This is a genomic window from Candidatus Neomicrothrix sp. (genome assembly GCF_035329545.1).
Taxonomy (GTDB): Bacteria; Actinomycetota; Acidimicrobiia; order Acidimicrobiales; family Microtrichaceae; genus Microthrix; species Microthrix subdominans.
Window position 1 is genome coordinate 217,547 of sequence record NZ_DAOLGP010000001.1, and the last position, 22,460, is coordinate 240,006.

The following is a 22,460-nucleotide window of genomic DNA, read 5'->3' on the forward strand; positions in this document are numbered from 1 at the left end:
TCGTGCCCACTGAATCCCTCGCCGTCACCGGCGAGCCGTTCCTCGACCTGCTCGGTGGCTTCATCGGTTCCCTGCGGGAAGCGGGGTTGCCGGTGAGCCTCACCGAAAATCTCGACGCGATGGAGGCGGTTGGGCACATCCCGCTCGAGGACCGCGACGCGTTCAAGTACGCCCTGGCGGCCACGCTGGTGAAGACGCACAGCCACTGGCGGGTGTTCGAGACCGTCTTCGAGGTGTACTTCAGCCACCGCAGCTCCGCCCACGTCCTCGATGAGGACGCTGCGGCTGCGCTGGCCGAGCTCGAGGACCAGATGGAGATGCCCTCCGGCGAGGGTGAGCAGGGCGCAGGGGGGGCCGGGGGCGAGGCGATGACCCCCGAGGAGCTGGCCCAGGCGCTGTACCAGTCGCTGTTGCAGGGCAACGAAGCCCAGATGCGGGCGGTCGCCCGCCAGGCGGTGCGACGTTACGCCGGCATGGAGCCCGGCCGACCGGTCGGCGGCACCTATTACCTGTATCGCACGCTGCGCCAGCTCGACCTCGACGGTGTGCTGTCCAAGCTGCTCGAGGCGGCCAGGGAGGCCGCCCCCGAGGATCAGAACAGCCTCGATGCGCGGCTGGAGGCCGACGAGTACGAGCATCGCATCAACGCGCTGAAGGGCGAGATCGAGGCGGAGATCCGCCGGGGACTGGTGGCCGACCGGGGCGTCGAGGCGATGTCGCGCACGCTGCGCAAGCCACTGCCCGAGGACATCGACTTCATGCATGCCAGCCGCGACGAGCTGAAGCTGCTGCGCCAGGCGATCCACCCGTTGACCCGCAAGTTGGCCGTGCGCCTGGCCCGCAAGCGGCGTCGCGGCCGGCGAGGCCCCCTGGACTTCCGCTCGACGGTCCGCCACTCGCTCAGCACCGGCGGCGTACCCGCCGACCCGCAGTTCCGCCCGCCGCGCCCCCACAAGCCGGAGATCTTCGTGATCGCCGACATCTCCGGGTCGGTGGCGGCCTTCGCCCGCTTCACCCTGCACCTGGTCTATGCCCTGTCTGGCCAGTTCAGCCGCGTCCGTTCGTTTGTGTTCATCGACGGCATCGACGAGGTGACCCACCTGTTCGAGGGCACCGACGACATCATGGAGGCCATCCACCGGGTCAACACCGAGGCCGACGTGGTCTGGGTGGATGGGCACAGCGACTACGGGCACGCCTTCGAGGCGTTCTGGGAGCGTGCGGGCCGGGAGATCAGCCCCAAGAGCACCGTGATCATCCTGGGCGACGCCCGCAACAACTATCACGCCAGCCAGAGCTGGGTCGTCAAGGAGATTGCCCACCGGGCCCGACACCTGTACTGGCTGAACCCCGAGCCCAAGAGCTACTGGGATACCGGCGACTCGATCGTGTCGGACTATGCGGTGTACTGCGACGGCGCTTTCGAGTGTCGAAACCTGCGCCAGCTCGAAACATTCGTCGACCACCTCGCGTGAGCGGCGAAGCTGCCGAGGCGCAGACGAACAGCTTGGCCGGGGAGAATCGGCTCCGGGATGTTGCGGTGACCGTGCTCGTGCCGACGCGTAACGAGGGGGACAACATCAATCGGCTCCTGTCCCGGCTGTCGGCGCATTTCAGCGAGACCGGGCGTAGCTACGAGGTGTTGTTCGTCGACGACTCCGACGACGACACGCCCGACCTGGTCCGGGCGGCCTCGGCGGCGGGCGAACCGGTGCGCATGATCCATCGGCCCGCCGGACGGCGCGACGGTGGGCTGGCCGGGGCGCTCACGCTGGGCATGGCCCGGGCGGCCGGCCGGGCGGTGATCGTCATGGACGGGGACCTCCAGCACCCGCCCGAGGTGGCCGAGCCGATGGTGGCGCCGTTGCTCGATGGGCCGGCCCAGGTGACCGTCGGCAGCCGCTATGCGGCCGGCGGCTCCGCCGAAGGCCTCGAATACCGCTGGCGTCACTGGGCGTCGGTCGGGTCGCGCTGGCTGGTGCAGGCGATGTTCCGGGAGACCCGTCGATCGTCGGATCCGGGCGGTGGCCTGTTCGCCATCCGTCCCGAGGTGCTCGACGGTGCCGCCTTGGCGCCCGAGGGGTACAAGATGCTGGTCGAGATCCTCGTGCGGGGGAAGTGGGAGGTGCTCGTCGACGTGCCCTACCGATTTGAGACCCGCCAGGACGGCCAGACCAAGAGCACCCTGGTCGAGGGCTGGAACATGATCAAGCACCTGGTCGGGCTGTGGTGGAGCACCCGCGTGGGTTGGGGACCCCAACCGCCCACGCCCCGCGTCGAGGGCCTCGAGTTCCTCGATCGGAACGAACCCTGACCCCGTGACCGAGCGCGCTGAGCACGACCAGTCAGCTCAACGACAGCCGGCCCGGGACGCGCCGGCCCAGGACCAGCCGGTGCAGGCTGATCGACCCCTGTCGATCCTGCTCCTCGCCTCGCAACTGCCCCCGGTGACCTCCGGGGTCGCCCGATCGGTCGACCGGCTGCGGAGGGGGCTGGAGGAGCGGGGCCATCGGGTGGATGCCGTGTCGGCCCTGGCCGATCGCGGCCTCACCTTCGGCGAATACCGGGTGCACTTCATCGCGCGCCGCTTCGCCCGCCTGGCGCGTTTCGTCGACGGCTACGACGTCGTCGGCCTGCATGGGCCGTCGCCGTTCTGTTCCGAGCTGTTTCTCGCTCGCATCGCCCTGGCACGACGTCGGCCGGCGGTGGTCTACACCCATCATTTCCAGGTGATGGTCGAGGCGGCGGGGCGGGGTCGAGCGGTGCTCGGCCAGGCGCAGGTCGCCGTCAACACCGCCCAGGAGAGCCTGGCCCGGGTGGCCGACGCGGTCGTGGTGACGTCCCCGACCTACGCCGACATCATGGCCCACGCAGGGGTGCCCGGTGCCCACGTCATCCCCTGGGGGGTCGATGCCGTCGACCCCATCGACGATGACGCCGTGGGGGATGGCGACGATCACCCGGACCATGCCGACGTTCGTCGGAGCGATGTCGGCCACCATCGGCCGCTCCGGGTGCTCTTCGTCGGGCAGATGCGCTCGTACAAGGGCATACCGGTGTTGCTCGATGCGCTCGACGGACTCGACGGGGTCGAGGCGACCCTGGTGGGCGGCGGTCTGGAGGAGGCGACCTATCGAGACCGGGCGGCCCGGCTCGGGTTGACCAACGCCGTGTTCACCGGCCGGGTGCCCCACGACGAACTTCTGGCCGCCTATCGCAGCCACGATGTGATCGTGTTGCCGTCGGTCAACGAGCTCGAGGCATTCGGCATGGTGCTGCTCGAAGGCATGTCGGCGGGTCTGGTGCCGGTCAGCACCGACCTGCCCGGCCTGGGCGACGTGGTGGGCGACACCGGACGCGTGGTGCCGCGCCGCGATCCGGTCGCCCTGCGGGCCGCGCTGGCCTCGCTGGCCGCCGATCCGCTGGAACGCCGCCGGCTGAGCGCCGCCGCACGTCGTCGCGCCGCCACGTTCACCTGGGAGCGCACGATCGACGGCTACGAGGCCGTTCTGTCCGACGCGGTCGGTCGGCGTAGCATCGCTGGCGGTGCGCCCGGCCCCGGGGCGGGGCGACGCCGCAGCGGGGGTCACCAGACGCTCCGCACCTCGCAGCAAAGGACCTCGTTGGACTGATGAGCATCGGTGAGCAGATCAATGCGGGCGACCGAGCGGGCGATGACGAGGACGGTGATGGTGAGGCCGACGAAACCGGCGTCGGTGGTTCCCCGGAGGCCGGCGGGGTCGACCCGGTCGATGAGCGGTCACTCGGCGAACGCACCCGGGAACTGTTCGCGTCCGACCGGCTGCCGTTCCTCAACCGCCAGTTTCTGATCGTCGTCGCTGTGGCGTTGGTGCTCGGCGCCGCCGCGGTGCTGATCAACGCCTACGTCGTACCGCCCGAGGTGATCGACGGCATGGAGACCACCGTGCGCATGGACAGCTTCGATCGTGGCATCGCCAGCGACGAACTTGGCAGCATCGCCGACTCCAAGGAGTCGATCAACCCGTTCTACGAGGCCGATCGCTGGTCGATCTACGGCGGCATCTGGGGGATCAACGCCGGCCAGGCGGCGATCATCGACGTCGACGCAGACGCTCCCGCCATGGCGGCGCTGGGCTGGGCGGTACCGATCTCGGCGGTCCAGGCCCGCCTGACCAGACCCCAGGTGAACGCCGGGCTGGCCTTTCGCATCGCCTCGGTCGACGACTACTGGGCGGTCGTCGCCGACCCGCAGGAGAGCGAGCAATCGTTGCGCATCCTCCGGGTGGTCAACGGCGAGCCGGAGGAGGTGGGACGAACCCAGAAGAACTCGATGAACGCCTTCGGGGCGACCCTGGTGACCGTGCGCTTCGAAGACGGCGGCTTCAGCGTGTGGGTGGACGGTTCGATCTCGACCAGGGTGCGCGACGACACCTTTGCCGAGGCCGACCAGTCCGCCGGGTTGGTCGGCGTCGACCGTGCCGCCCGGGGTGCACAGTTCGACGACTTTGCCCTGTTCGCCGAGCCGACGGTTCGCCAGTTGCAGCCCGAAGCGGTCGACCCCGACCCGCCCGCCGGTGCGGTGACCACCTTGCCCGCCGCTCCGACCGGCGGGGCGCCCGCCGCTCCGGGCGGGGCGACGCCCCAGCCGAGCATTCCCGGTCCGGCCGATGGTGGCGCTGCGACCGGTGATGGGGGTGGTGGTGCCTCGCCGGGTGCGACGCCCACCACCGCCGCTGCATCACCGAGCACAACGCCGGCCGCCGCCGGCGATACCGGCCGATGACCTCCACCGTCGAGCGGCCGCCTGCCCAAGGTGCGGGCGGGGCGGGCGGGGCGGGCACGACTGACTCGTCGGCGGCTGGGATCACCGGCCGGCCGGTGATCAGCCGGACGTACTACCCGGGCCTCAACGGGCTGAGGTTCGTCTCGGCCTTTCTGGTGATCTGCACCCACACGCTGGGGGTCTTTCACACCAGCCTGGGCGCCAGCGATCAGTTCGTCCAGCACATCGGCCACATGTCGGTCGGCACCTTCTTCGCTCTGTCGGGGTTCTTGTTGTTCCGCCCCTTCATCGAGGCGACGCTCGACGACACCCCATTTCCAAACCTCAGGAATTACGCGATCGGCCGCCTGCTGCGGTTGGTGCCCCTGTATTGGGTGGCACTGTTCTTCTACATCACCGTTTTTCCCGACGTCGACCTGCCGACCAACGCCATCGGCTGGGTTGCGTTGTTCGGCTTTGGCCAGATCTACGTGCCCGGCGGGGAGTTCTGGGCGATCTTCGCTGCGTGGACGCTGGGCGTCGAGATGGCGTTCTATCTCGTCCTGCCCTTGTTGGCGCTGCTGTACCGGCGGGTGGCGCAGGCCTTCGGCACCTCGGTGCGCGACCGCATGATCGGCGTCTACGTCATGGTCGGCGCTCAGGTGGTGTTTTCGCTGGTGGTCAAGGTGCTGATCATCACGTTTCGGGACACGACCCATCCGTCGCTCGTGTGGATGCCGTCGATGCTCGACTGGTTCGCTGTCGGCATGTTCTTCTCGGCGTTGGCGGCGGCACAGGCACGCGGCGTACCGCCGCCGGGGTGGATCCGCTGGATGTCGGACAGGCCATGGTTCTGCTGGGGGAGCGTTGTCGGGGTGGTGTGGGTGGCGGTGCAGCTGCGCTACTACTTCATCTACTTTCCGACGATGGGCCAGTCCCTCGCCCGGCACGGCGCCCACGGCCTCGGAGCGGGATTGTTGCTGTTGCCGCTCACCCTCGGTGATCAAAACAAGGGCGCCATCCGTGCCCTGATGCGCTCGTGGGTGTTCGCCTCACTCGGCGCCATCTCCTATGGCCTCTACCTGTGGCACCCGGGTTTCGTCAAGCTGTTCTTCCGGATGGGCCTGGAGGGCGAGGTGCCACGCAGTCGTTGGTGGCAGCTGGTGTTCGTCCTCGCTGCGAGCATCGTCGTCGCCACGGTGACCTACTGGGGCGTCGAGCGCCCGGCGATGGACCTCAACCCCAGCCGCCGGCGCCGGCGCGCCGAAGCTCGGCGAGCGGCCGTCGGCCGATCCGAGCCCGAGCCCGAGCCGGTCTCTGCCGCGCCTGAGCCCCTGGCCGGGCCGACCGAGGCCGCCCCCGACCCGACCGAAGGGCGTTGAGCCGGCGCTACGATGAAGCCGGTCGTGCCGAGCGGGCCTCACTCGGGCTCCAGGCCCCTTCCGCTCGGGCGACCCCGCATCGCGACCACCCAGGCCCACCACCCAACCTTCGAGGTAACCACATGACCTCAGCATCCCCCCAGGACGCAGAGATCGATGCTCACGCAGCGAGCGCCCCACACGCCAAGCATGCTCCGGATGCCGCGCAGAACCCGACCGACCCGGTCGATCGGCATTCGACCGGCCGCCAAGCGCCGGGGCGCTTCGTCGAGGTGACCGACGCGGTCGCCGGGGTGCGGGGATGGATGACCCCTGGGCAGGCCGCTCTGTTGTGGCGCTCGGCGCGGGTACTCGATCCCGGTCAGCGAATCGTTGAGATCGGGTCGTTTCAGGGTCGTTCCACGATCGTTCTTGCCGCCGGCGCCCCGTCGGGCACCGAGGTAGTGGCGATCGACCCGCACGCGGGAAACGATCGCGGTCCCAACGAGATTGACGGGTACGCCGACGAGGCGGCCTCCGATCACGAGATCTTCAAGTCCAACCTGGAGGCGGCCGGGGTGAGCGACCGCGTCCACCACGTGCGCGAGTTCTCCGATCGGGCGCTCGACCAGGTCGAGGGCCCGATCGACCTGCTCTACATCGACGGCGCCCACCGCTTCGCCCCCGCCCGCGACGACATCGTCGCCTGGGGTGCTCGGGTGGCTCCCGGCGGCACGATGCTGATCCACGACAGCTTCAACGCCGTAGGCGTCACGCTGGCCCAGGCCGCCGTGCTGTTCTTTTCGGGCGAGTTCCGCTACGTGGGCCGATCCGAGTCGATGTCGGAGTATCGACGTGACCGGATGGGGCCGTTGCGGCGGATTACCAACCTGGGCCGCCAGCTGGGCCAGCTGCCGTACTTCGCCTGGTGTCAGCTGGTGAAGGTGCTGATCACGCTGAAGCTGGGCGCGGTGACCAAGCTCATCGGTAACCCGTCGGGAGAATGGCCCTACTGATGCGCTCCAGGGGGGTGGTGGACGGTGACGCCGACCATGCCGACACCGGACACGAACAGAGCGAATCGCCGGTGGACGCGCCGGTGGGGGAGACCCCGGCGCAGCCCGAGCAACTCGACGACGGCCCGGACCGTACCTGGCTCTATCAGTTGATCGGGGGCGCAATTGCCCTGGCGGCGGTGACGGCGGTGATCGCAGTGCTGCTGACCCGGTCGACGTTGCAGGCCTCCGAACCGGAGGTCGGGGGGCGTGTGCGGGGCACCAGCTTCGACGCGTTCAGCCGAGCGGACGGCGCCAAGCTGGAGAACTCGGCCACCGGACGTCCCTGGCAGGTCGCCTCCGGCGAGTGGTCGGTCGAGGGCGGCCGCGCGGTCGCCAAGGTCGATGCCGATGTCGGCGGCGGCAATGCGCTGGCGTTGCTCGACACCGGCGTGTCCGACCAGTTCGTGCAGGCGACGTTCTTCGACCCGGTGGCCGGTTCCGGCTTGGTGACCCGGTATCAGGGGCCCAACAACTTCATCGGCGTCACCTTCGCCCCGGCCGGAGGGACCGTGCAGCTGGGCGTCACCGTCGACGGACGACGGGCCGAGCCGTCAAAGATCGGTTCGGCGCTGGCCGAAGGTGAGGTGACGCTCGGGGTGCGCACCGAGGGTGAGAACGTGATCGTGTACGTCAACGGGATCGAGTCCGGCCGCCAGGTGGTGCCCGAGCTGCGCGAGGGCACGCGCGTCGGCGTCCTCGTCCGGGCCGGGGACCCGTCCGGCTCCGCCATCGACGACGTGGTGGCCGTGCCGCTGAGCACCGAGCCGGTCGGCACGCGACAAGGCGGCAAGAACGGGTCCAAGGACGGGTCCGAGGACGGGACCGAGGACGGGACCGAGGACGGGGGCGGCGCCGAGACGACGGTTCCCTCCAGAGGCGCCGCCACCCCCGACACGCAGTCCGGCGCGCCCACCCCGGGTGCCTTGGAGCCCGGCGGCGCGCCGACGCCGTGACCGCTCCGGTGCCGATCCTCTACGTGGGGGGCACCGGGCGCACCGGGTCGACCGTGCTCGATCGGATGCTGGGCAACGTCCCCGGCGTCGTCGCCGCCGGCGAGGTGACCTGGCTGTGGTTCGCCCTTCGCGCCGGCGGTCGCTGCGCCTGTGGCGAGCGCCATGGGCGGTGTCCGGTGTGGGGCCCTGTGCTCGAGGCCACCTTCCCCGAGACGTGCGGCCGCCCCGCGGCCTTGGCCGAGGTCGCCGACGAGATGTTTGCCCTCCGGCGCCGCTACGACAGCCGGTACCTGCCGCTGATGGGGGTGCCCAGGCTGCGCAGGCGCCTGCCGGCCCGGCTGGGTCCCTACCCCGAGCGGCTCGTCTCGCTGTACCTCAACCTGGCCGAGGTCACCGGGGCTCGGCTGATCGTCGACTCCTCCAAGGAACCGCATTACTCCTCGATTCTCGATACCCGACCGGAACTCGACCTGCGCTTCCTCCATCTCGTCCGCCACCCGGTGGCCACCGCCTATTCGTGGGGTCGCCGCCGCAGGGAGCTCGGCTTTGGCGTCGGCCACGAGATGGAGCGCCGCGGTCCGGTGTCGGCGGCGATCTACTACGACGTGTCCAACCTTGGTGCCGAGGCACTGTGGGGCGGCGGCGACCGCTACCTGCGGGTTCGCTACGAGGAACTGATCGCCGACCCGGAGGCCACCCTGGCGACGATCGGCGAGTTTGCGGGCATCGACATCGACCCCGAGGTGGCGATGGGGCGCTCGACGACGACGTGGACCGCATCCGGGCATGCGGCCTGGGGTAACCCCAACCGGTTCGATTCCGGGCCGATCACGCTACGCGACGATGACGAATGGACCCACGAGGCGTCCCGCTCGTTGCGGACCTGGACCCGGCTGCTCGCCGGCCCCGTCGCCAGTCGATACGGCTACTGACCCACCCCGACCCCCACCTCGACCGGTGCGGCGGCGATCGGCTCGGCGTTGCGGGTACGGACGGACACCAACACCACCGCCACCGCCGATGCGACGGCGTTGCCCAGACCCCAGGCGGCGATCGCTCCGTCCAGCTCGCGGCTGGGCACCAGGGCCATCGCCAGGCCCAACACGCTCACCGCGGCGAACGCGGTCATCACGACGATCGAGATCGAGTCGGAGAGCACCCGGGCCCGGGCGAGGGCGATCGAGGTGACCGACCATGGGATCCCCCCGGCGACCAACCAGGGAAGGATGCGGCCGGCCTCGGTGTAGCTGGCTCCGTAGATGCTCGGCAGCAGGAGGGCGAGCAGACCGGCTCCGATCGTGGCAACGATCATCGCCCCGACCGCCAGCAGGATGGCCTGACGGGTGGTGCCGGTCTCGGCGCTGTCCCGGCTGCCCTCGACGAGCAGCACGCGGCCGATCGTCACCGGCAGGATGAAGGCCACCGCTGCGATCGACCAGGCGAGGAAAAAGTTGGCGTACGTGACCGGCCGAACGTTGATGAACACGATCACCGGCAAGATGAACTGCGGCGCAAGGATCGCCAGGTGCGACAGGTAGTTCACCCCGGCGTAGTGCAGCGGCTGGGACCATCCGCCGTCGGGGACGGCGAGCGACGGGCGGGGATTGCCCGCCCGGCCCAGCAGCCCCAGCGTGATCAGGCCGGAGAACGCAATCGGGGCAGCCATGACGAAGAACAGCCACACGCCGACGTGGTGGAGCGACGCGTCGTCACCCAGGACCATGCTGGGCACGAGCACGAGCGGAAGGCGTACCGCTCCCGCCAGGGTGAGACGCCAGAACACCCAACTCCAGCGCCGCGCCCACATCAAGCGGGCGTCGGCGAGGGCGGCGATCGAGTTGGCCGCCGCAACCGCAGCGAAGCCGGCGACTGCGGTCGGGCCGGCGGTGGTCAGGGCGGACAGGGCGGAGTTGGAACCCGACTGGGCGGTGACGATGGCCAGAAAGGCGAGGGTTCCGACGATCGAGCTGGCGACGGTCGCCAGCGTCGACCAGCCCAGCAACGGGTCACCCCGGGTTTCGGGCCGGTAGCGGCTCAGGAGCTCCTGTAGCCCGAGCGCGGAGGCGTAGTTGACGAACTGGAGCGAGGTGAACAGGCCCGAGGCCACCCCGACGTCCACCTGGTCGTACAGCCGGGCGGCCAGCACCCAGAATCCCACCCCGGTGACCGCTTGGGCCAGAAATCCCAGCATCACCCAGGCCGAGCCGAAGACGAGGTGGGCCCGCTGTTTGGCCCCCTTGCTCCGGCCGGGCACCACAGCGTCGCGGAGAGCCGACGACGGTCGGCCGGGGTCCCCCGTTGACGGTTCGCCCTTCGCTTCGGCGGCCGAGCGCCAACGGGGTCGGGCGGCGATGAGCCAGGCCAGCAACAACACGCCGGTGAAGCGTCCGACGTCGCCGGCCAGAGGCCGCTCCCGCACGAAGCGGGCGGAGGCGAATGCGCCGCCGTAGCGGGCCTCGAACAGGGTGGCGGCGCCGGTCAGGACCGCCCCGGCGACCACATAGGCGCCGGCAAGCTCGCCCGAAAGCCCCGCCACCAGCGCGCCGAGGGCCCCGAACAGGGCACCGAGCCACCCGGCGATCAGCCAACCTCCCAGCGCCGAAAGGAACATCCTGGCGATCGTCGGAACACCCGAACGCACGGCGTGGCCGACGGCGGTCGCAGCGCGCCCGCTCCGGTTGGCGGCGCTCATCGATTTCGTCCGGGCAGACGACGGCGGGCCGGCCGTGGTGGTCGGGCTGCGTTGCGACGCACGGCGGTCACTGCGGCGACGGTGACCGCAAGCAGGCTGATCCCGAGAGCGATCGAATAGATGCGTTGGGGGGTATAGACCGCCACCATCGTTGCCGGCAGCTCGCCGTCGGGCGGGTCGACGATGGTCCAGCCGGCCATCGTGTCGAGGATTTCCGAGCGCTGCGAGCTGGCACCGTCGAAGCTGGCCGACCACCCGGCCCCGGCCGCCTGGCCGATGATCACCTGGGCCGGGCCCTCCAGGTCGAGGTCGGCCCCCACCGTGGTGCGGCCCAGGTTGGTGAGCTTCGCGCGATCGTTCGTCGTCGAATCCGAAGTTGTCGTGTCGGCGTCGGCCCGTGTCAGTTCGCTTGGCACGAGCGCCACCCGGTCGACGAGGCCAAGACCGCCAAGCGTGGTCTCCAGCTCGTGGGTGCCGGGCTTCAGCCCGACCTCGTCGCACACCTCCAGCTCGTTCGGCTGAGCCAACAGCTCGGCCCGGGTGGCCTTCAGACGCACGGCCAGCTCGACGCCGTCAATGCTCAGCACGGGCGTGCAGGCGCCGGCGTCGCGGCGCTCGCCCAGCTTGCCAAATCCGATCCGGCCGTTGATGCCCACCTCGTTGATCTCGATCGGGAGCGTCCCTGAGGCGTCGGCCGCCGCAGTCACCTTCCCGACCCTGATCACGACCCGGTCGACCCCTTGAGCCGGCAGCTCGATGTCGGTGCGGGCCAGGCAGCGACCGGCCAGCGTCGACAGCTCGGGTGCGCAGCGACGCTCGGTCGTGGCCGCCACGTTGGCGTAGATCGGGGCGTCGTCCAGGTAGCCCGACACGCTCACGCTGTCGATCGACGACGTCGCCAGGTCTTCGCCGCCCGGGGTGATCAGCGACAGCGAGGACACCTCCTGGGCGGGCAGCCGAAGCGACAGGGTTTCGCCGCTGATCGGTGGTGCGCGCCACGAGCTGCCCAGATCGTCCCCGCTGGCGTCGACCGCTCCGGAACCGCTGGCCGACAGCTCATCGCGGAACCGTGATGATCCGTACGCGCCCACCTCGCGGTTGTCGAGGTTGTCGATCACCACGTCGGGGGTGTCGGCGCCGGCCCGGGCCCAGACCCGCGCCGCGTAGGTTCGGGCGCCGTCGGCCGTCTCGAAGCGCCGGCGCAGGCCGGGCTCCTCGACGAGGGGGGCGCCGATCGCCGACCGGTCGATCAGGTAGCGGGCGGCAGCGCCGGCGCCGTCGACGTCGGGCAGCGAGGGCATCACCAGGCGCTCGGCCAGGTCGAGGCGCTGGGAGTTGGCATCGAACAGTGCGAGCTCGCTGATACCGACCGCGAGGGGGCTCTGGGCGTTGACCGCGTCGATGCGGAAGGTCAGCGAGCTGACCTCGCGGCCGGGCAGGTTGATGCTCGTCGTCGCCGGTCCGAGGTCGTAGGCGACCGAGCGCCCCTGGTCGTCGATGACGCTCATCCGCGCGATCGTCGGGGTGTCGGCCGGGTTCCGCACCTGGGAGATCGATGCTCGGTCGATCTTGGTCGGTTTCTTCAAGTCGATCGTCAGCGATTCGCCCCTTGGATCCCGAATGCCGGCCACCGCCCAGGCGGTGCGCGGGTTGTCGTCGGCGGCGTTCGAGGGCCGATAGGTCAGAGGGAAGGTCTGATTGGGGGCCCCGTACGCGGTGGCGGTGATCGCCGAGGCGTCGCCGTAGTCGGCGACGGTCTGCTCGCCGGCGCCGCCGAAGAGGGGCCTGGCGGGTCGGTCGACACCGTCGGCGCCCTCGGGCAGCACCGGCGACAGGAAGTTCTGTTCGGCGGTGCCGCGCTGCACCCGCCGACGGTTGCCGTCGGTGATCACCAACGACGATCCCTTCTCGAGCAGGTCGGCCGTGGTTGCCGTCGACATCGTCGGCAGGTAACGGACCGGTCCGTCGGCATCCAGGCTGCCCTGGGAGGCCAGCCCCGGCCAGCTCTCGCCCGAACCGGCGACGAGCAGGGGGGGGCGGGGATCGACGCGAACCATGCCCGGCGAGTCGATCACCTCGAACACCTCGACCGGCGTGAGCCCCTGGGCCTCCTCCGGCGTGGGTTCGGCGGCCGCGGGTCGGTCGGGGTCGGCGACGTTCTCGCCGGCGGCTCCGAAGGTGGCCACCGGTCGCAGGTCGGGGTCGGCGCGGAGCCCGTTGAACGACACCGGCCTGGGGGCGCCCATCTCCTGCCAGTCGAGATCGTTGCGCAGCACGACCCACCGGATCCCCATGCGGGCCAGGATCGGCCCGATCACGCCGGGTTCGAAGCGGGCGCTCGAGATGTAGCGGTCGACGGCGTCGAGCAGGTCGGCCGCCTCCGGGGTGCCCTGGGGAAGGGTCGAGCGCGACACGTGGGGCTGGGACAACAACGCGTCGAACAGATCGTCGCCGATGTAGCCCCACCGGTAGCGGGTGCGGTTTGCTCCCGGGAGGATCAACACCCGTCCGTCGTCGGGCAGGGCGTTGAGATACTCGGCGGCCTCGTTCCAGTAGGCGGGCAAGGCCTCGGCGGTTTCCGCCGGGGGGTACAGGTCGGCGCTCCAGAACGGCACGGCGGCGAGCAGCACGAGCGCCGCCGCCCCCGCAGCCAACATCGGGCGGGGAGCGAGCGCTCCGGGCCACCGTGCCGGGTGGCTCCGCCCGGCGACACGGCCCCGCCTGCCTTCGGCGCGACGCCGCGCCCAGGCGGTGCCGGCGTCGCTGACGCCGATGGCGACGAGCACGGCGCTGGCCAGTGCCCACCCCGCCCCGGCCTTGTAGCCGTTGCGCAGGAGGCGGGAGGTGGGCACCTGCTCGTAGAGCCACGCCAGCGCCTGGCTGAGCGGGTACTGCCCGTCGGTCGGGTACAGCCCCACCATCGCCACCAGTGCGATCAACAGCATCCACCCGTAGGTTCTGGCGCCGTACCACCGGGTGCGCACCAGCGCGACGACCGACACGATGGGCACCAGCAGGCTGAGGCCGGCCGCCAGCGGGTGGAGGACGTAGGGCGATGGGTGGGGCTGGGTCGTGCCACCGCCCCCGAAGTAGGTCAGCCAATAGCCCAGGCCGCGAAGCGACTCGGCCCAACTGGAGTGAGCACTGACCGTTTCGGGCAACTCGGTCACGCTCAGGTTGGCGCCGACGACGGGCCCATTGACCGCCAGCACGATCAGTGCCGCGCTGGCACACGCCGCGCTGGCGAGCGCCGCCCGCCACATGAACGCCCACAGTGCACCCAGCCGGGCCCGGCGTTCGGCCGCCCCGGTCGCCTCGATGGTCACCATGGCGGCGGCGACGACCGCCGCCGGCAGGAAGGCGTAGATCAGGCTGGCCGAGTTGACGGCTCCCATCGCAAAGACGATCAGCGCCGTGCGGGCCGGCCAGCGCCACGGGCTGGGGTTGGTTTCGAGGGGGTCGCCGACCAGCGCCCCCCGGACGCACCACACCAGCCAGGGGGCCAGCGCGTAGTGAAAGAAGATGCCCGACGGGACGAGAAACTCCGCGACGACCGGGTTGAACCCGAACACGAGTGCAGCGAGCACGATGGCGGTGCGGTCCTTCGGGCGGTGCTGGGCCACCACAGCGGCAGCACCGGTGGCGCCGAGGGAGATCATCGACGCGTGCAGCACGCGCTCGGCCCACGCCGGCGACAAGCCCATCAGTCGCAACCCACCGACGAACGCGCCGATGACCGGGCTGAAGTAGGGGTTGGGGCGACCCAGGTTGCGAACGCCGTCCCAGAGGGAGAGTTGGCTGCGTAGGTAGCGCCCGGTGCCCCAGTAGATCTCGAAGCGGGCGTCGGCCACGTAACGGCCGGGGGAGCTGATGGCCGCAGCGACGAAGGCGAGGGCGAAGGTGCCCAGGGCGACCCACACGAGCAGCGGCAGACGAGGGAATCGCAGCGGGACGCGGCTGCCGATCGACCTGGCCGTCGGTGTGGGGTGTTCGTGCGCCTCGGGTGGGTTCATCGCTCGGGGCGGCCGGGCGTTCCCGGACGGCCGTGGCGGGTCTTGTTGAGCAGCAGGACGGCGTTCCACCCGGCGACCTCACGCAGCAGCGGCACCGACATCAGCCAACGTTGGGACGGCCAGTAGCGGGGGTAGCAGTCGGTGAGGACCAGCTCGTCGACCTGACCGGTCAGGCGGAGCACCGATCCGGCGTGGGTTGGCCAGAGCCGCTCGAAGGGCAGGTTCTTGCCGGTCGGCGGCCCGAGCAGACGGGCCCGAACGCTGGCACCCAAGCGGGGACCCAGCAGGTGGAATGGGGCGATCGCATGGCCGCCCCACGGTGACCACCACAGGGTCCAGCTCACCCAGGCCCATCCGCCGGGCTTGAGCACCCGGGCGATCTCGGCCAGGGCCGAGCCCGGATCGGGGGTGTGCTCGAGCAGGTTGGAACACACGACGCCATCGACCGACGCATCGCCCAGCGGCAGCCAGCGGGCGTCGGCCCAGGCGGCGCCCAGGCCTCGCGCCGCCGCCGCCCCGATGTCGGCGCGGTCGAGGTCGATCGCCACGCAGCGGGCTCCCCGCTCCTCGAGGGCGGCGGTGAACTGCCCGGTTCCGCAGGCCACGTCGGCGATCCGTAGGCCGTCGACCGGTACCGGAAACCGATCGAGCGCGCGCCGCGCCAGCTCGTCGTAGAACGGTTCGGGGTCATCCCGTTCCGAGAAGAAGCGTCGCAGCATGCTCACGGCGCTCGCGGAGGGGGCTCGATTCGTCACCTCGGCTAGGGCGGTCACCGGGTGGCAACCGTAGTCAAGGTCGGCGGTTCCCCTTCTGATCGACGCGACGGTCGGCGGGACCGGCGGCGGTTACGGTCACTACCCGTGCAGGCGCCGACCCCCCAACGATGGTTGCCGTGGGCGGCCGGTGCGGTCGGCGCAGTCGTCGTCATCGGCCCGGGGCTCAACCGGGGCGCCTGGCTCAACCTCGATCAGTCCGTGTTGCCCCACCTCCCCATCCCCACCGTGTTGTTGGGGATCGGTCCCGACGTCCCGCGGCGCGGTGCCTTCACCCTGTTGGGGGCACTCGGCTCGCCCTGGGGTGCCTCCGCACTCGTGATGAAGGTCCTGGTGATCGTGCTGTTGGCGGCGGCGACCGCCGGCATGGCCCGTCGCCTGGCCTCGCTCGGAACGCTGACGGCGCTGGGCGCCGGCCTGCTGTACGCCTTCGGCCCGTTCCTGATGGGCCGCTTGGCGGTTGGACACCTCGGGTTGTTGTGGGCGGCTGCGGTGATCCCCTGGGCGTTGCCCGCCATGGCGGGCAACGCTCGCTCCCCGGCGCGGGCGTTCCTGTGGTCGCTCCTCGCGGCGTGCGGCGGCTACCTGTCGGGCACGATCGTGTTGGCGCTGGTGCCCGTCCTGGCGGTGATCGGCGTGACGACGGGAACGCCGGGCGGGTGGGCGGCTCGCCTCCGGGGGGCGGCTGCGATCGTGGTGGCCCAGTCGTTGTGGTTGGTGCCAGGGGTGGCGGTGGCGGCTGCGGTCGGCTTTGACCAGCCTGGTGGCGGCGGTTTTCGGCTGGCGCTGTCCGGGTGGGCGGCGCCGGCCCGGTTGGTGATCGGCGAGGGCTACTTCCACACCGAGGCGGGCTCGGTGCCGCTGCCCGGCACCTGGGGGTCGGTGTTGGGGCTGGTCGTCGGCGCGCTGGCGGTGATCGGCCTGGTCGTCAACCGGCGGACCGGCGGGACGGATGCGATCGAGCGGGTCGCCCGGGGCTGGAGCGTCGCTCTCGCCCTGGCGATCGGCGTGCTCCTTCCGCTGAGCGGGCTCTTCGACGTGACCGCCCGCCTGTGGGCTGCCATCTCCGAGGTGCAGCCGTTCAACCTGGCCCGCGAGCCGCATCGACTGTTTCTGATCGCCTGGCTGGTCATCGTGCCCGGGCTGGCCTGGGGTGCCCGTTGGGTCGGCGATCGTTGGTCGGTGTTGCAACCACTGGCGACGGTGACGCCGCTGGCGCTCGCCTTGGTGCTCGTCGCACCCCAGGCCTGGGGCATGGAGGGCCAACTGCGAGGGGTGGATCTACCCGACGCTTGGGCCGAGGTGCGCTCGGCGGTCCGGGCCGAACCGGGAACGGCGACGACGGCGCCGGCTTCCAACTACGCATTTTGGGCGGTGGGCGACGTGCGTCGCGCCTACAACCCGTGGCCGGACTACCTCGGGGTGGACACCGTGATCTCCTCCGACGCCAAAAAGGGCCCCACCGTGGAGGTGGACCCCAGGATGGACGTCATCGGACCGGCGTTGGACGCCTACGCCGGCGGCCGGCGGGGCGCCCTGGTGCGCCAGCTGCGCCGGGCCGGGGTCCGCTGGCTGGTCGTGCCGGCGGTCGCGGGCGGGCCGTCGTACCCGGACCTCGCCTCGCAGCCGGGCCTGGAGCCGGTCGTGATCGATCGGTCGGTCGCGCTCTACCGGGTGACCGGCGGGTCGGACCCGGCGCGGGCGACCTCGCCGTGGCCCGGATGGTGGCGGCGGACGTCGCCGGGACAACAGAGGGTCGTCGTCGACGCCGCATCGCCGGGGTGGAGAACGGGGCTGGCCGGAAACGGGGCCGGCCCCGTCCCGTCCGGCCCGGCCGGACGGCTCGTGATCCCCGCTCGGGCCGGTTGGGCGTGGTTCCCCCCGGCCCCGATCACCGCAATGAATCAGGTCGTGTTGCTCCTCGCTGCGCTCTGGGCGTGGCGGCGCAGCCGCGCCGAGCCAACCCGAGCGTCCATCGTGCTTGAATCGCCACCGGAATAATGAATACACTCACGTTCAGTTGTAAGCGGTCGGGGGCGAGTCGCCGTCGACCTACCAATCACACCGGTAGGGGAACATGACTGTCAGCCCGAGCAAGCGTCGTATGAGTGCATCGATTGCTCGGCTTGTCGCCGTGGCGGCACTGGCCCTCGGAGGGTTGGTCGTCGCCGGCACAGCCGGAGCCCAGGGATACGACTCCGGCGGCGCCGGCGTCGATGGTGGTCCTGGCGCGGACGGTGGTGTTTCGCCCGATGGTGCAGCAACCGATTCCCCGGCCAAACCGCCGACCAGCCCGGTCAATCCTCCGAGTCAGGGTCCGGGAGCCCCGATCGCCTCTCCGGGTACGACCGGCGGAGGCACGACCGGTGTCGCCCCGGCGGCCTACCCGGTGGTCTCCGGCACCGCTCAGGCACCGTACGCCGGCCAACTGGGCAACACCGGTACCTCGGCGAGCACGATTGCGATCGTCGCCGCCGCCGTGGTGCTCGTCGGCAGTGCGCTGGTGCTCGGCGCTCGCCGCCGCAAGCAGGTCTGAGGCCTCAGCGTTGCTCGGCCGGGCGGATGCCCGGCGGCTTGGAGGCGATCCCCACCCCGCCGCCAGGGCGCTAGCCTGCCCCACTGCATGAGCACTCCAGACCACTCAAGGACACGGTCCCCCCGTCACCTGGCCTCCCCGCCCACCGGTGTCAGGTCCGGACGCACGGCCACCCTGATGACGGTGGGGGTTCTTGCGCTGGCCATGGTGGTCGTCGTCGCCTGTGGCAGCGAGGGCGGCGTTCCCGTGATCACCCCAGGGCCCCCAGGGGCGGCCGCCCGCCAGGACGTCGAGGCGGCGCCCACCTCGCGTGGCGATGGTCAAGATGGCGTGAGTACGGGTGCAACCAGTACCACGGTGGCACCGACGAGCACGGCCAAGCCTCCGCCGTTGCCCGACGGGGTGGAGGTCGCCGAGTCGGTCGACCAGCCCAACCTGCTGATGATCATGACCGACGACCAGACGGTTGAGGCCATGCGGGTGCTCACGGCGGTCAACGCCCGCATCGGCGGCGAGGGCACGACGTTCACCAACAGCGTCACCAGCTATCCGCTGTGTTGCCCGAGCCGAGCCACCTACTACTCCGGTCAGTACGCCCACAACAACGGAGTGCTGTGGAATGCGCTGCCCACCGGTGGGTTCACCCGGTTTGAGGACTGGGACACCGCGTTCCCCGCCGCACTGCAGAAGGCGGGCTACCACACCGCCCATGTCGGCAAGTACCTCAACGGTTATGGCGTGGGGAATCCGACCGAGATCCCCGCCGGCTGGGACGACTTCCGGGCGCTGATCGACCCGTCGACCGGCCGCTACTTCGGGTTTTCGATCAACGACAACGGGGTGATCGACACCTACGACGAGGACGACAAGACCCTGTACCAGACCGACGTGTTGACCGACCTCGCCCTCGAGCAGATCGATGAGGGTGAGGCGAGCGACGCGCCCTGGCTGGTCAACGTCAGCTACCTCGCCCCGCACGCCAAGTTCGGCTACACCCTCAAGAAGTATCGCGAGAACCCGAGCATCGTCCGCGACGACATCGAGCAGGCCAACACTGCGTTCAACATCATCTCGCCCACCCCCGCACCGCGCGACGAGGGCAAGTTCGCCGATGAGCCGCTCCCCGAGAAGGCCAACTTCGGGTCGTCGACCGCCGGACAGGTCGTTCCCCCGTGGCGGCCTGAGATCGATGCCGCCCGCACCGAGGACATCACCCGCAACTATCAGGCCGAGCTGGAGTCGCTGCTGGCGGTGGACGAGGGCGTCAGCCGGTTGCTCGACCGGCTCGACCAGCTGGGCGTGGCCGACGACACCCTGGTGGTGTTCACCTCGGACAACGGGTACTTCCACGGTGAGCATCGCGAGTACCAGGGCAAGTACTACCCCTGGGAGGAGAGCCTGGCCGTTCCGCTGCTGATGCGCGGCCCCGGCGTCGCCAAGGGGGTCGAGGTCGATTCGGTGGTCGCCAACGTCGACCTGGGCCCGACGATCCTCGACGTCGCCGACGCAACGCAGCTGCGGCAGATGGACGGGCGCAGCCTGGCACCGCTGATGGCCAACCCCGCCGTCGCCTGGGATCGGCCGATTCTTCTGGAGGGCTTTCAGCCCCCGGCGCCGTTCCGGCCGCAGTATCAGGGCATCCGCACCAACCGCTACAGCTACATCGAGTACACCGGCGGCGGGTTGCAGGGCACCGAGCTCTATGACCTGAAGACGGATCCCGAGCAGCTGACAAACCTGGTGCTCGACCCGGAGCGCACCCCCCTGGTGAGCGAGATGGCCCAGTTGGTGACCGACCTTCGCCAGTGCGCCGGGCCGGTCTGCGACCGTGCGGTCGTTCCCGACGACGCGCAGGGGTAAGCCGGCCGTCGGGTGATCCGGACCCTGCGTGTCCCGGTGGGTCAGCCCTGCTGTTCGCGCAACAGCTCGGCGACTCGAAAGGCCAGGTCGACGCTCTGGCGGGCGTTCAGCCGAGGGTCGCACATCGTCTCGTACCGCAGCCCCAGCTGTTCGTCGGACAGCTCCTCGGAGCCGCCCAGGCACTCGGTGACATCGTCGCCGGTCAGCTCGACGTGGATGCCGCCGGGCCAGGTGCCCAGGCGTCGGTGCACCTCGAAGAACCCGCGAATCTCGGCCTCGACAGCGTCGAAGTGCCGGGTCTTGCGTCCGGAGGGAGCGGTGAAGGTGTTGCCGTGCATCGGGTCGGTGGCCCAGATCACCTGGTGACCCGATTCGGCCACCGCCTCGACGAGCGGGCCGAGGCGCTCGGTGACGAGATTCGCACCCATGCGGGCGATGAGGGTCAACCGGCCGGGCACCCGGTGTGGGTCGAGGGCTTGGCAAAGCTCCACCACCTCGCCCGGTGTGGCCGTCGGGCCCACTTTGGTGCCGATCGGGTTGGCGATGCCCGAGAAGAACTCGACGTGGGCACCGGCGAGCTCGCGGGTGCGCTCGCCGATCCAGACCGAGTGGGCGGAGGTGTTGTAGTAGTCGCCGGTCTCGGGGTCGAGCCGGGTCATCGCCTCCTCGTAGTCGAGGATCAACCCCTCGTGGCTGGTGTACAGCGTGGCCTCGTGCAACTGGGGCACATCGTCGGTGTCCAGACCGCACGCCTCCATGAAGCGCAGGGCTCGGTCGATCTCGTCGGCGAGTGACTCGTAGCGCCGGCCCACCCCGGTGGCCGCAACGAACGCCTCGTTCCACTGGTGCACCTTGGCCAGGTCGGCGTAGCCGCCCTGGGTCATCGCCCGTAGCAGGTTCAAGGTGGTGGCGGCGTGCTGGTAGGCCTCGTCGATGCGGCGCGGGTCGGACCGGCGGGCCTCCGTTTCGAATTCAGGCAGGTTGACGATGTGGCCGCGAAAGCTGGGCAGGCTGAGGTCGTCCTTGGTCTCGTGGCTCGACGATCGGGGCTTGGCGTACTGCCCGGCAATGCGGCCGAGCTTGACCACCGGGACCCCGGCGGAGTGGGTGAGGACGATCGCCATCTGCAAGATGACCCGTAACCGCCGCTCGATGCTCTGCGGGTTGGCCGAATCGAAGCTCTCGGCGCAGTCGCCGGCCTGGAGCAGAAAGGCTCGGCCCTGCGCCACTTCGGCCAGCGAGGCGGACAGCTGCCGGGTCTCGCCCGGGATCACCAGCGGCGGCGCAGCGGCGAGCTTGTCGTTCACGGCGCTCAGCGCAGCTTCGCTCTCCCATTCCGGCTGCTGGCCGGCCGGGCGGTCCCGCCAGCTCGACGGGCTCCATGCAGGGAGCGAGGCGGCCTCGGCTGGGGATTCGTCGGTCGCAATTGGGGGCGTCACGGTGCTCCTCGGGGATCTGGATCCCGTTTGGGGGAGATGGGGCGGGGGAAGGGACGGCGGAGAGGGGGGAAGGGGAGAGGGAGAGGGGAGGCGGGGAGTCCATCCAAGCTACCGATCCAACCCGGCGTTCGGTAGCTGCGGCGACCCTGACGGCCGTCCAGGTTTCCACCGCCAAGAAAATTGCCGTGATGGCCCGTAGTGTGGACATGATGACTCAACGTCGCATCGGGTTGTTGGGCGGCACCTTCGACCCCCCGCACATCGGCCATCTGATCGTGGCGGTGGAGGCGCGGGACCAACTCGAGTTGGATGAGGTGTGGCTGGTCGTCGCCCACACGCCCTGGCAAAAGGCCGGCCGGGTGATCTCGGCGCCCGAACGGCGTCTGGCCATGGTTCGTTCGGCGACCGAGGGGCTCGAGGGCGTCGTGGCGTCGGCGATCGAGTTTGAGCCGCCGGGGCCGAGTTACACCGTCGAGACGCTCGAGCGTCTCGCCCGCTGCCGCAGTGAGCTGGCCCCGACGCTGATCATGGGGGCGGACGCCGCCGCCGGAATCGAGACATGGCATCGCAGCGAGGAGCTCGCCTCTCTGGCCGAGCTGGCAGTGGTGGACCGGCCGGGCTGGGCCGTCGAGGGCGTGAGGAGGCGATTGAGCGTGCCACAGCTCGACGTCAGCTCGACCGGCATCCGGCGTCGGGTGGCCGACGGCCGCCCCATCGACGTGTTGTGTCCACCCGGCGTGGTTTCACTCGTCGCCGGCTGGGGGCTCTACGATGGTGCCAATGCCAGTTGAGGCCGCCCCCGAACGGGCAGATCAACCCCGCGTGAGTGCTGAGCCGCTGGGGGTACAGCGCTGAACGAACGCGAACTTCCCGAGGCGCCGACCGCCGTGTATGTCCCGGCCCCCGATGACAGCGACGAGTTTGCTCTCATCGACGATCTCCCCGTCATCGATGGCCCACGTGCCATCGATGGCCCTGCCGCCGTCTTCGACCTCGATGACGGTCGCGTCGAGCGTTACGACGCCGGTGAC

17 protein-coding genes are annotated in these 22,460 nt (G+C 70.4%); 12 read left to right on the top strand and 5 right to left on the bottom strand.

Annotated features, from left to right (window positions below):
* Nucleotides 1–2: 2 nt before the first annotated feature.
* The 8 genes from PKD89_RS00980 to PKD89_RS01015 all read left to right on the top strand — a co-directional run bounded on the left by PKD89_RS00980 (nt 3) and on the right by PKD89_RS01015 (nt 9,048).
* Nucleotides 3–1,475: a vWA domain-containing protein gene (locus PKD89_RS00980; protein WP_287377690.1), complete on the top strand. Its 1,473-nt coding sequence runs from the start codon at nt 3–5 to the stop codon at nt 1,473–1,475.
* Nucleotides 1,472–2,314, top strand: a complete 843-nt coding sequence (locus PKD89_RS00985; protein WP_287389513.1) for a glycosyltransferase — start codon at nt 1,472–1,474, stop codon at nt 2,312–2,314. The genes PKD89_RS00980 and PKD89_RS00985 overlap by 4 nt, the downstream gene beginning before the upstream one ends.
* Nucleotides 2,315–2,318: 4 nt before the next feature.
* Nucleotides 2,319–3,632 carry a glycosyltransferase family 4 protein gene (locus PKD89_RS00990; protein ID WP_289010718.1) on the top strand — a complete coding sequence of 438 codons (1,314 nt, stop codon included), beginning with the start codon at nt 2,319–2,321 and terminating at the stop codon, nt 3,630–3,632.
* Complete coding sequence (locus PKD89_RS00995) at nt 3,632–4,765, top strand: hypothetical protein (RefSeq protein WP_287377683.1); 1,134 nt, start codon at nt 3,632–3,634, stop codon at nt 4,763–4,765. The genes PKD89_RS00990 and PKD89_RS00995 overlap by 1 nt, the downstream gene beginning before the upstream one ends.
* A complete protein-coding gene (locus PKD89_RS01000; protein WP_289010717.1) occupies nt 4,762–6,126 on the top strand; it encodes an acyltransferase family protein in 1,365 nt (454 codons plus the stop codon). The genes PKD89_RS00995 and PKD89_RS01000 overlap by 4 nt, the downstream gene beginning before the upstream one ends.
* 122 nt (nt 6,127–6,248) lie before the next feature.
* Nucleotides 6,249–7,121, top strand: a complete 873-nt coding sequence (locus tag PKD89_RS01005) for a class I SAM-dependent methyltransferase (protein WP_289010716.1) — start codon at nt 6,249–6,251, stop codon at nt 7,119–7,121.
* On the top strand, nt 7,109–8,116 hold the full coding sequence (locus tag PKD89_RS01010) for a hypothetical protein (RefSeq protein ID WP_289010715.1): 1,008 nt from the start codon (nt 7,109–7,111) through the stop codon (nt 8,114–8,116). The genes PKD89_RS01005 and PKD89_RS01010 overlap by 13 nt, the downstream gene beginning before the upstream one ends.
* Nucleotides 8,113–9,048 (top strand): sulfotransferase family protein, encoded by a 936-nt coding sequence (locus tag PKD89_RS01015; protein ID WP_289010714.1) that lies wholly within the window; start codon nt 8,113–8,115, stop codon nt 9,046–9,048. The genes PKD89_RS01010 and PKD89_RS01015 overlap by 4 nt, the downstream gene beginning before the upstream one ends.
* On the opposite strand, the gene PKD89_RS01020 is transcribed toward PKD89_RS01015, so the two are convergent.
* Genes PKD89_RS01020 through PKD89_RS01030 form a run of 3 tightly spaced genes read right to left on the bottom strand, consistent with a single transcriptional unit; the run spans nt 9,042 to nt 15,540 of the window.
* Entirely contained in the window at nt 9,042–10,808 is a 1,767-nt protein-coding gene (locus PKD89_RS01020; RefSeq protein ID WP_289010713.1) for a lipopolysaccharide biosynthesis protein, read from the bottom strand. The genes PKD89_RS01015 and PKD89_RS01020 overlap by 7 nt on opposite strands.
* Nucleotides 10,805–14,821, bottom strand: a complete 4,017-nt coding sequence (locus PKD89_RS01025) for an alpha-(1->3)-arabinofuranosyltransferase domain-containing protein (RefSeq protein ID WP_289010712.1) — start codon at nt 14,819–14,821, stop codon at nt 10,805–10,807. The genes PKD89_RS01020 and PKD89_RS01025 overlap by 4 nt, the downstream gene beginning before the upstream one ends.
* Entirely contained in the window at nt 14,818–15,540 is a 723-nt protein-coding gene (locus PKD89_RS01030; protein WP_287389497.1) for a class I SAM-dependent methyltransferase, read from the bottom strand. Before PKD89_RS01030 ends, PKD89_RS01025 begins: the two co-directional genes overlap by 4 nt.
* Before the next feature lie 141 nt (nt 15,541–15,681).
* Between PKD89_RS01030 and PKD89_RS01035 the strand changes: the two genes are divergently transcribed.
* The 3 genes from PKD89_RS01035 to PKD89_RS01045 all read left to right on the top strand — a co-directional run bounded on the left by PKD89_RS01035 (nt 15,682) and on the right by PKD89_RS01045 (nt 19,990).
* Nucleotides 15,682–17,595, top strand: coding sequence for a hypothetical protein (locus PKD89_RS01035; protein ID WP_289010711.1), 1,914 nt, complete (start codon nt 15,682–15,684; stop codon nt 17,593–17,595).
* A gap of 103 nt (nt 17,596–17,698) precedes the next feature.
* Nucleotides 17,699–18,130, top strand: coding sequence for an LPXTG cell wall anchor domain-containing protein (locus tag PKD89_RS01040; RefSeq protein WP_289010710.1), 432 nt, complete (start codon nt 17,699–17,701; stop codon nt 18,128–18,130).
* Nucleotides 18,131–18,217: 87 nt separating this feature from the next.
* Nucleotides 18,218–19,990: a sulfatase family protein gene (locus PKD89_RS01045; RefSeq protein ID WP_289010709.1), complete on the top strand. Its 1,773-nt coding sequence runs from the start codon at nt 18,218–18,220 to the stop codon at nt 19,988–19,990.
* Nucleotides 19,991–20,031: 41 nt separating this feature from the next.
* On the opposite strand, the gene PKD89_RS01050 is transcribed toward PKD89_RS01045, so the two are convergent.
* Complete coding sequence (locus tag PKD89_RS01050; protein WP_289010708.1) at nt 20,032–21,429, bottom strand: class II 3-deoxy-7-phosphoheptulonate synthase; 1,398 nt, start codon at nt 21,427–21,429, stop codon at nt 20,032–20,034.
* Between the two features lie 209 nt (nt 21,430–21,638).
* On the opposite strand from PKD89_RS01050, the gene nadD reads away from it, so the two are divergent.
* On the top strand, nt 21,639–22,220 hold the full coding sequence (gene nadD / locus PKD89_RS01055) for a nicotinate-nucleotide adenylyltransferase (protein ID WP_287377658.1): 582 nt from the start codon (nt 21,639–21,641) through the stop codon (nt 22,218–22,220).
* Nucleotides 22,221–22,241: 21 nt separating this feature from the next.
* Here the strand turns inward: nadD and PKD89_RS01060 are convergent.
* The coding region (locus tag PKD89_RS01060) for a hypothetical protein (protein WP_324332218.1) at nt 22,242–22,460 on the bottom strand (219 nt) is incomplete at its 5' end.

Excerpts from the sequence above, each read along its gene's own strand:
- nadD (WP_287377658.1), top strand. The coding sequence starts at position 21,639 with ATGACTCAACGTCGCATCGGGTTGTTGGGCGGCACCTTCGACCCCCCG.
- PKD89_RS01005 (WP_289010716.1), top strand. The coding sequence starts at position 6,249 with ATGACCTCAGCATCCCCCCAGGACGCAGAGATCGATGCTCACGCAGCG.
- PKD89_RS00995 (WP_287377683.1), top strand. The coding sequence starts at position 3,632 with ATGAGCATCGGTGAGCAGATCAATGCGGGCGACCGAGCGGGCGATGAC.
- PKD89_RS01030 (WP_287389497.1), bottom strand. The coding sequence starts at position 15,540 with ATGCTGCGACGCTTCTTCTCGGAACGGGATGACCCCGAACCGTTCTAC.
- PKD89_RS01000 (WP_289010717.1), top strand. The coding sequence starts at position 4,762 with ATGACCTCCACCGTCGAGCGGCCGCCTGCCCAAGGTGCGGGCGGGGCG.
- PKD89_RS01040 (WP_289010710.1), top strand. The coding sequence starts at position 17,699 with ATGAGTGCATCGATTGCTCGGCTTGTCGCCGTGGCGGCACTGGCCCTC.
- PKD89_RS01020 (WP_289010713.1), bottom strand. The coding sequence starts at position 10,808 with ATGAGCGCCGCCAACCGGAGCGGGCGCGCTGCGACCGCCGTCGGCCAC.
- PKD89_RS01025 (WP_289010712.1), bottom strand. The coding sequence starts at position 14,821 with ATGAACCCACCCGAGGCGCACGAACACCCCACACCGACGGCCAGGTCG.
- PKD89_RS01045 (WP_289010709.1), top strand. The coding sequence starts at position 18,218 with ATGAGCACTCCAGACCACTCAAGGACACGGTCCCCCCGTCACCTGGCC.
- PKD89_RS01010 (WP_289010715.1), top strand. The coding sequence starts at position 7,109 with ATGGCCCTACTGATGCGCTCCAGGGGGGTGGTGGACGGTGACGCCGAC.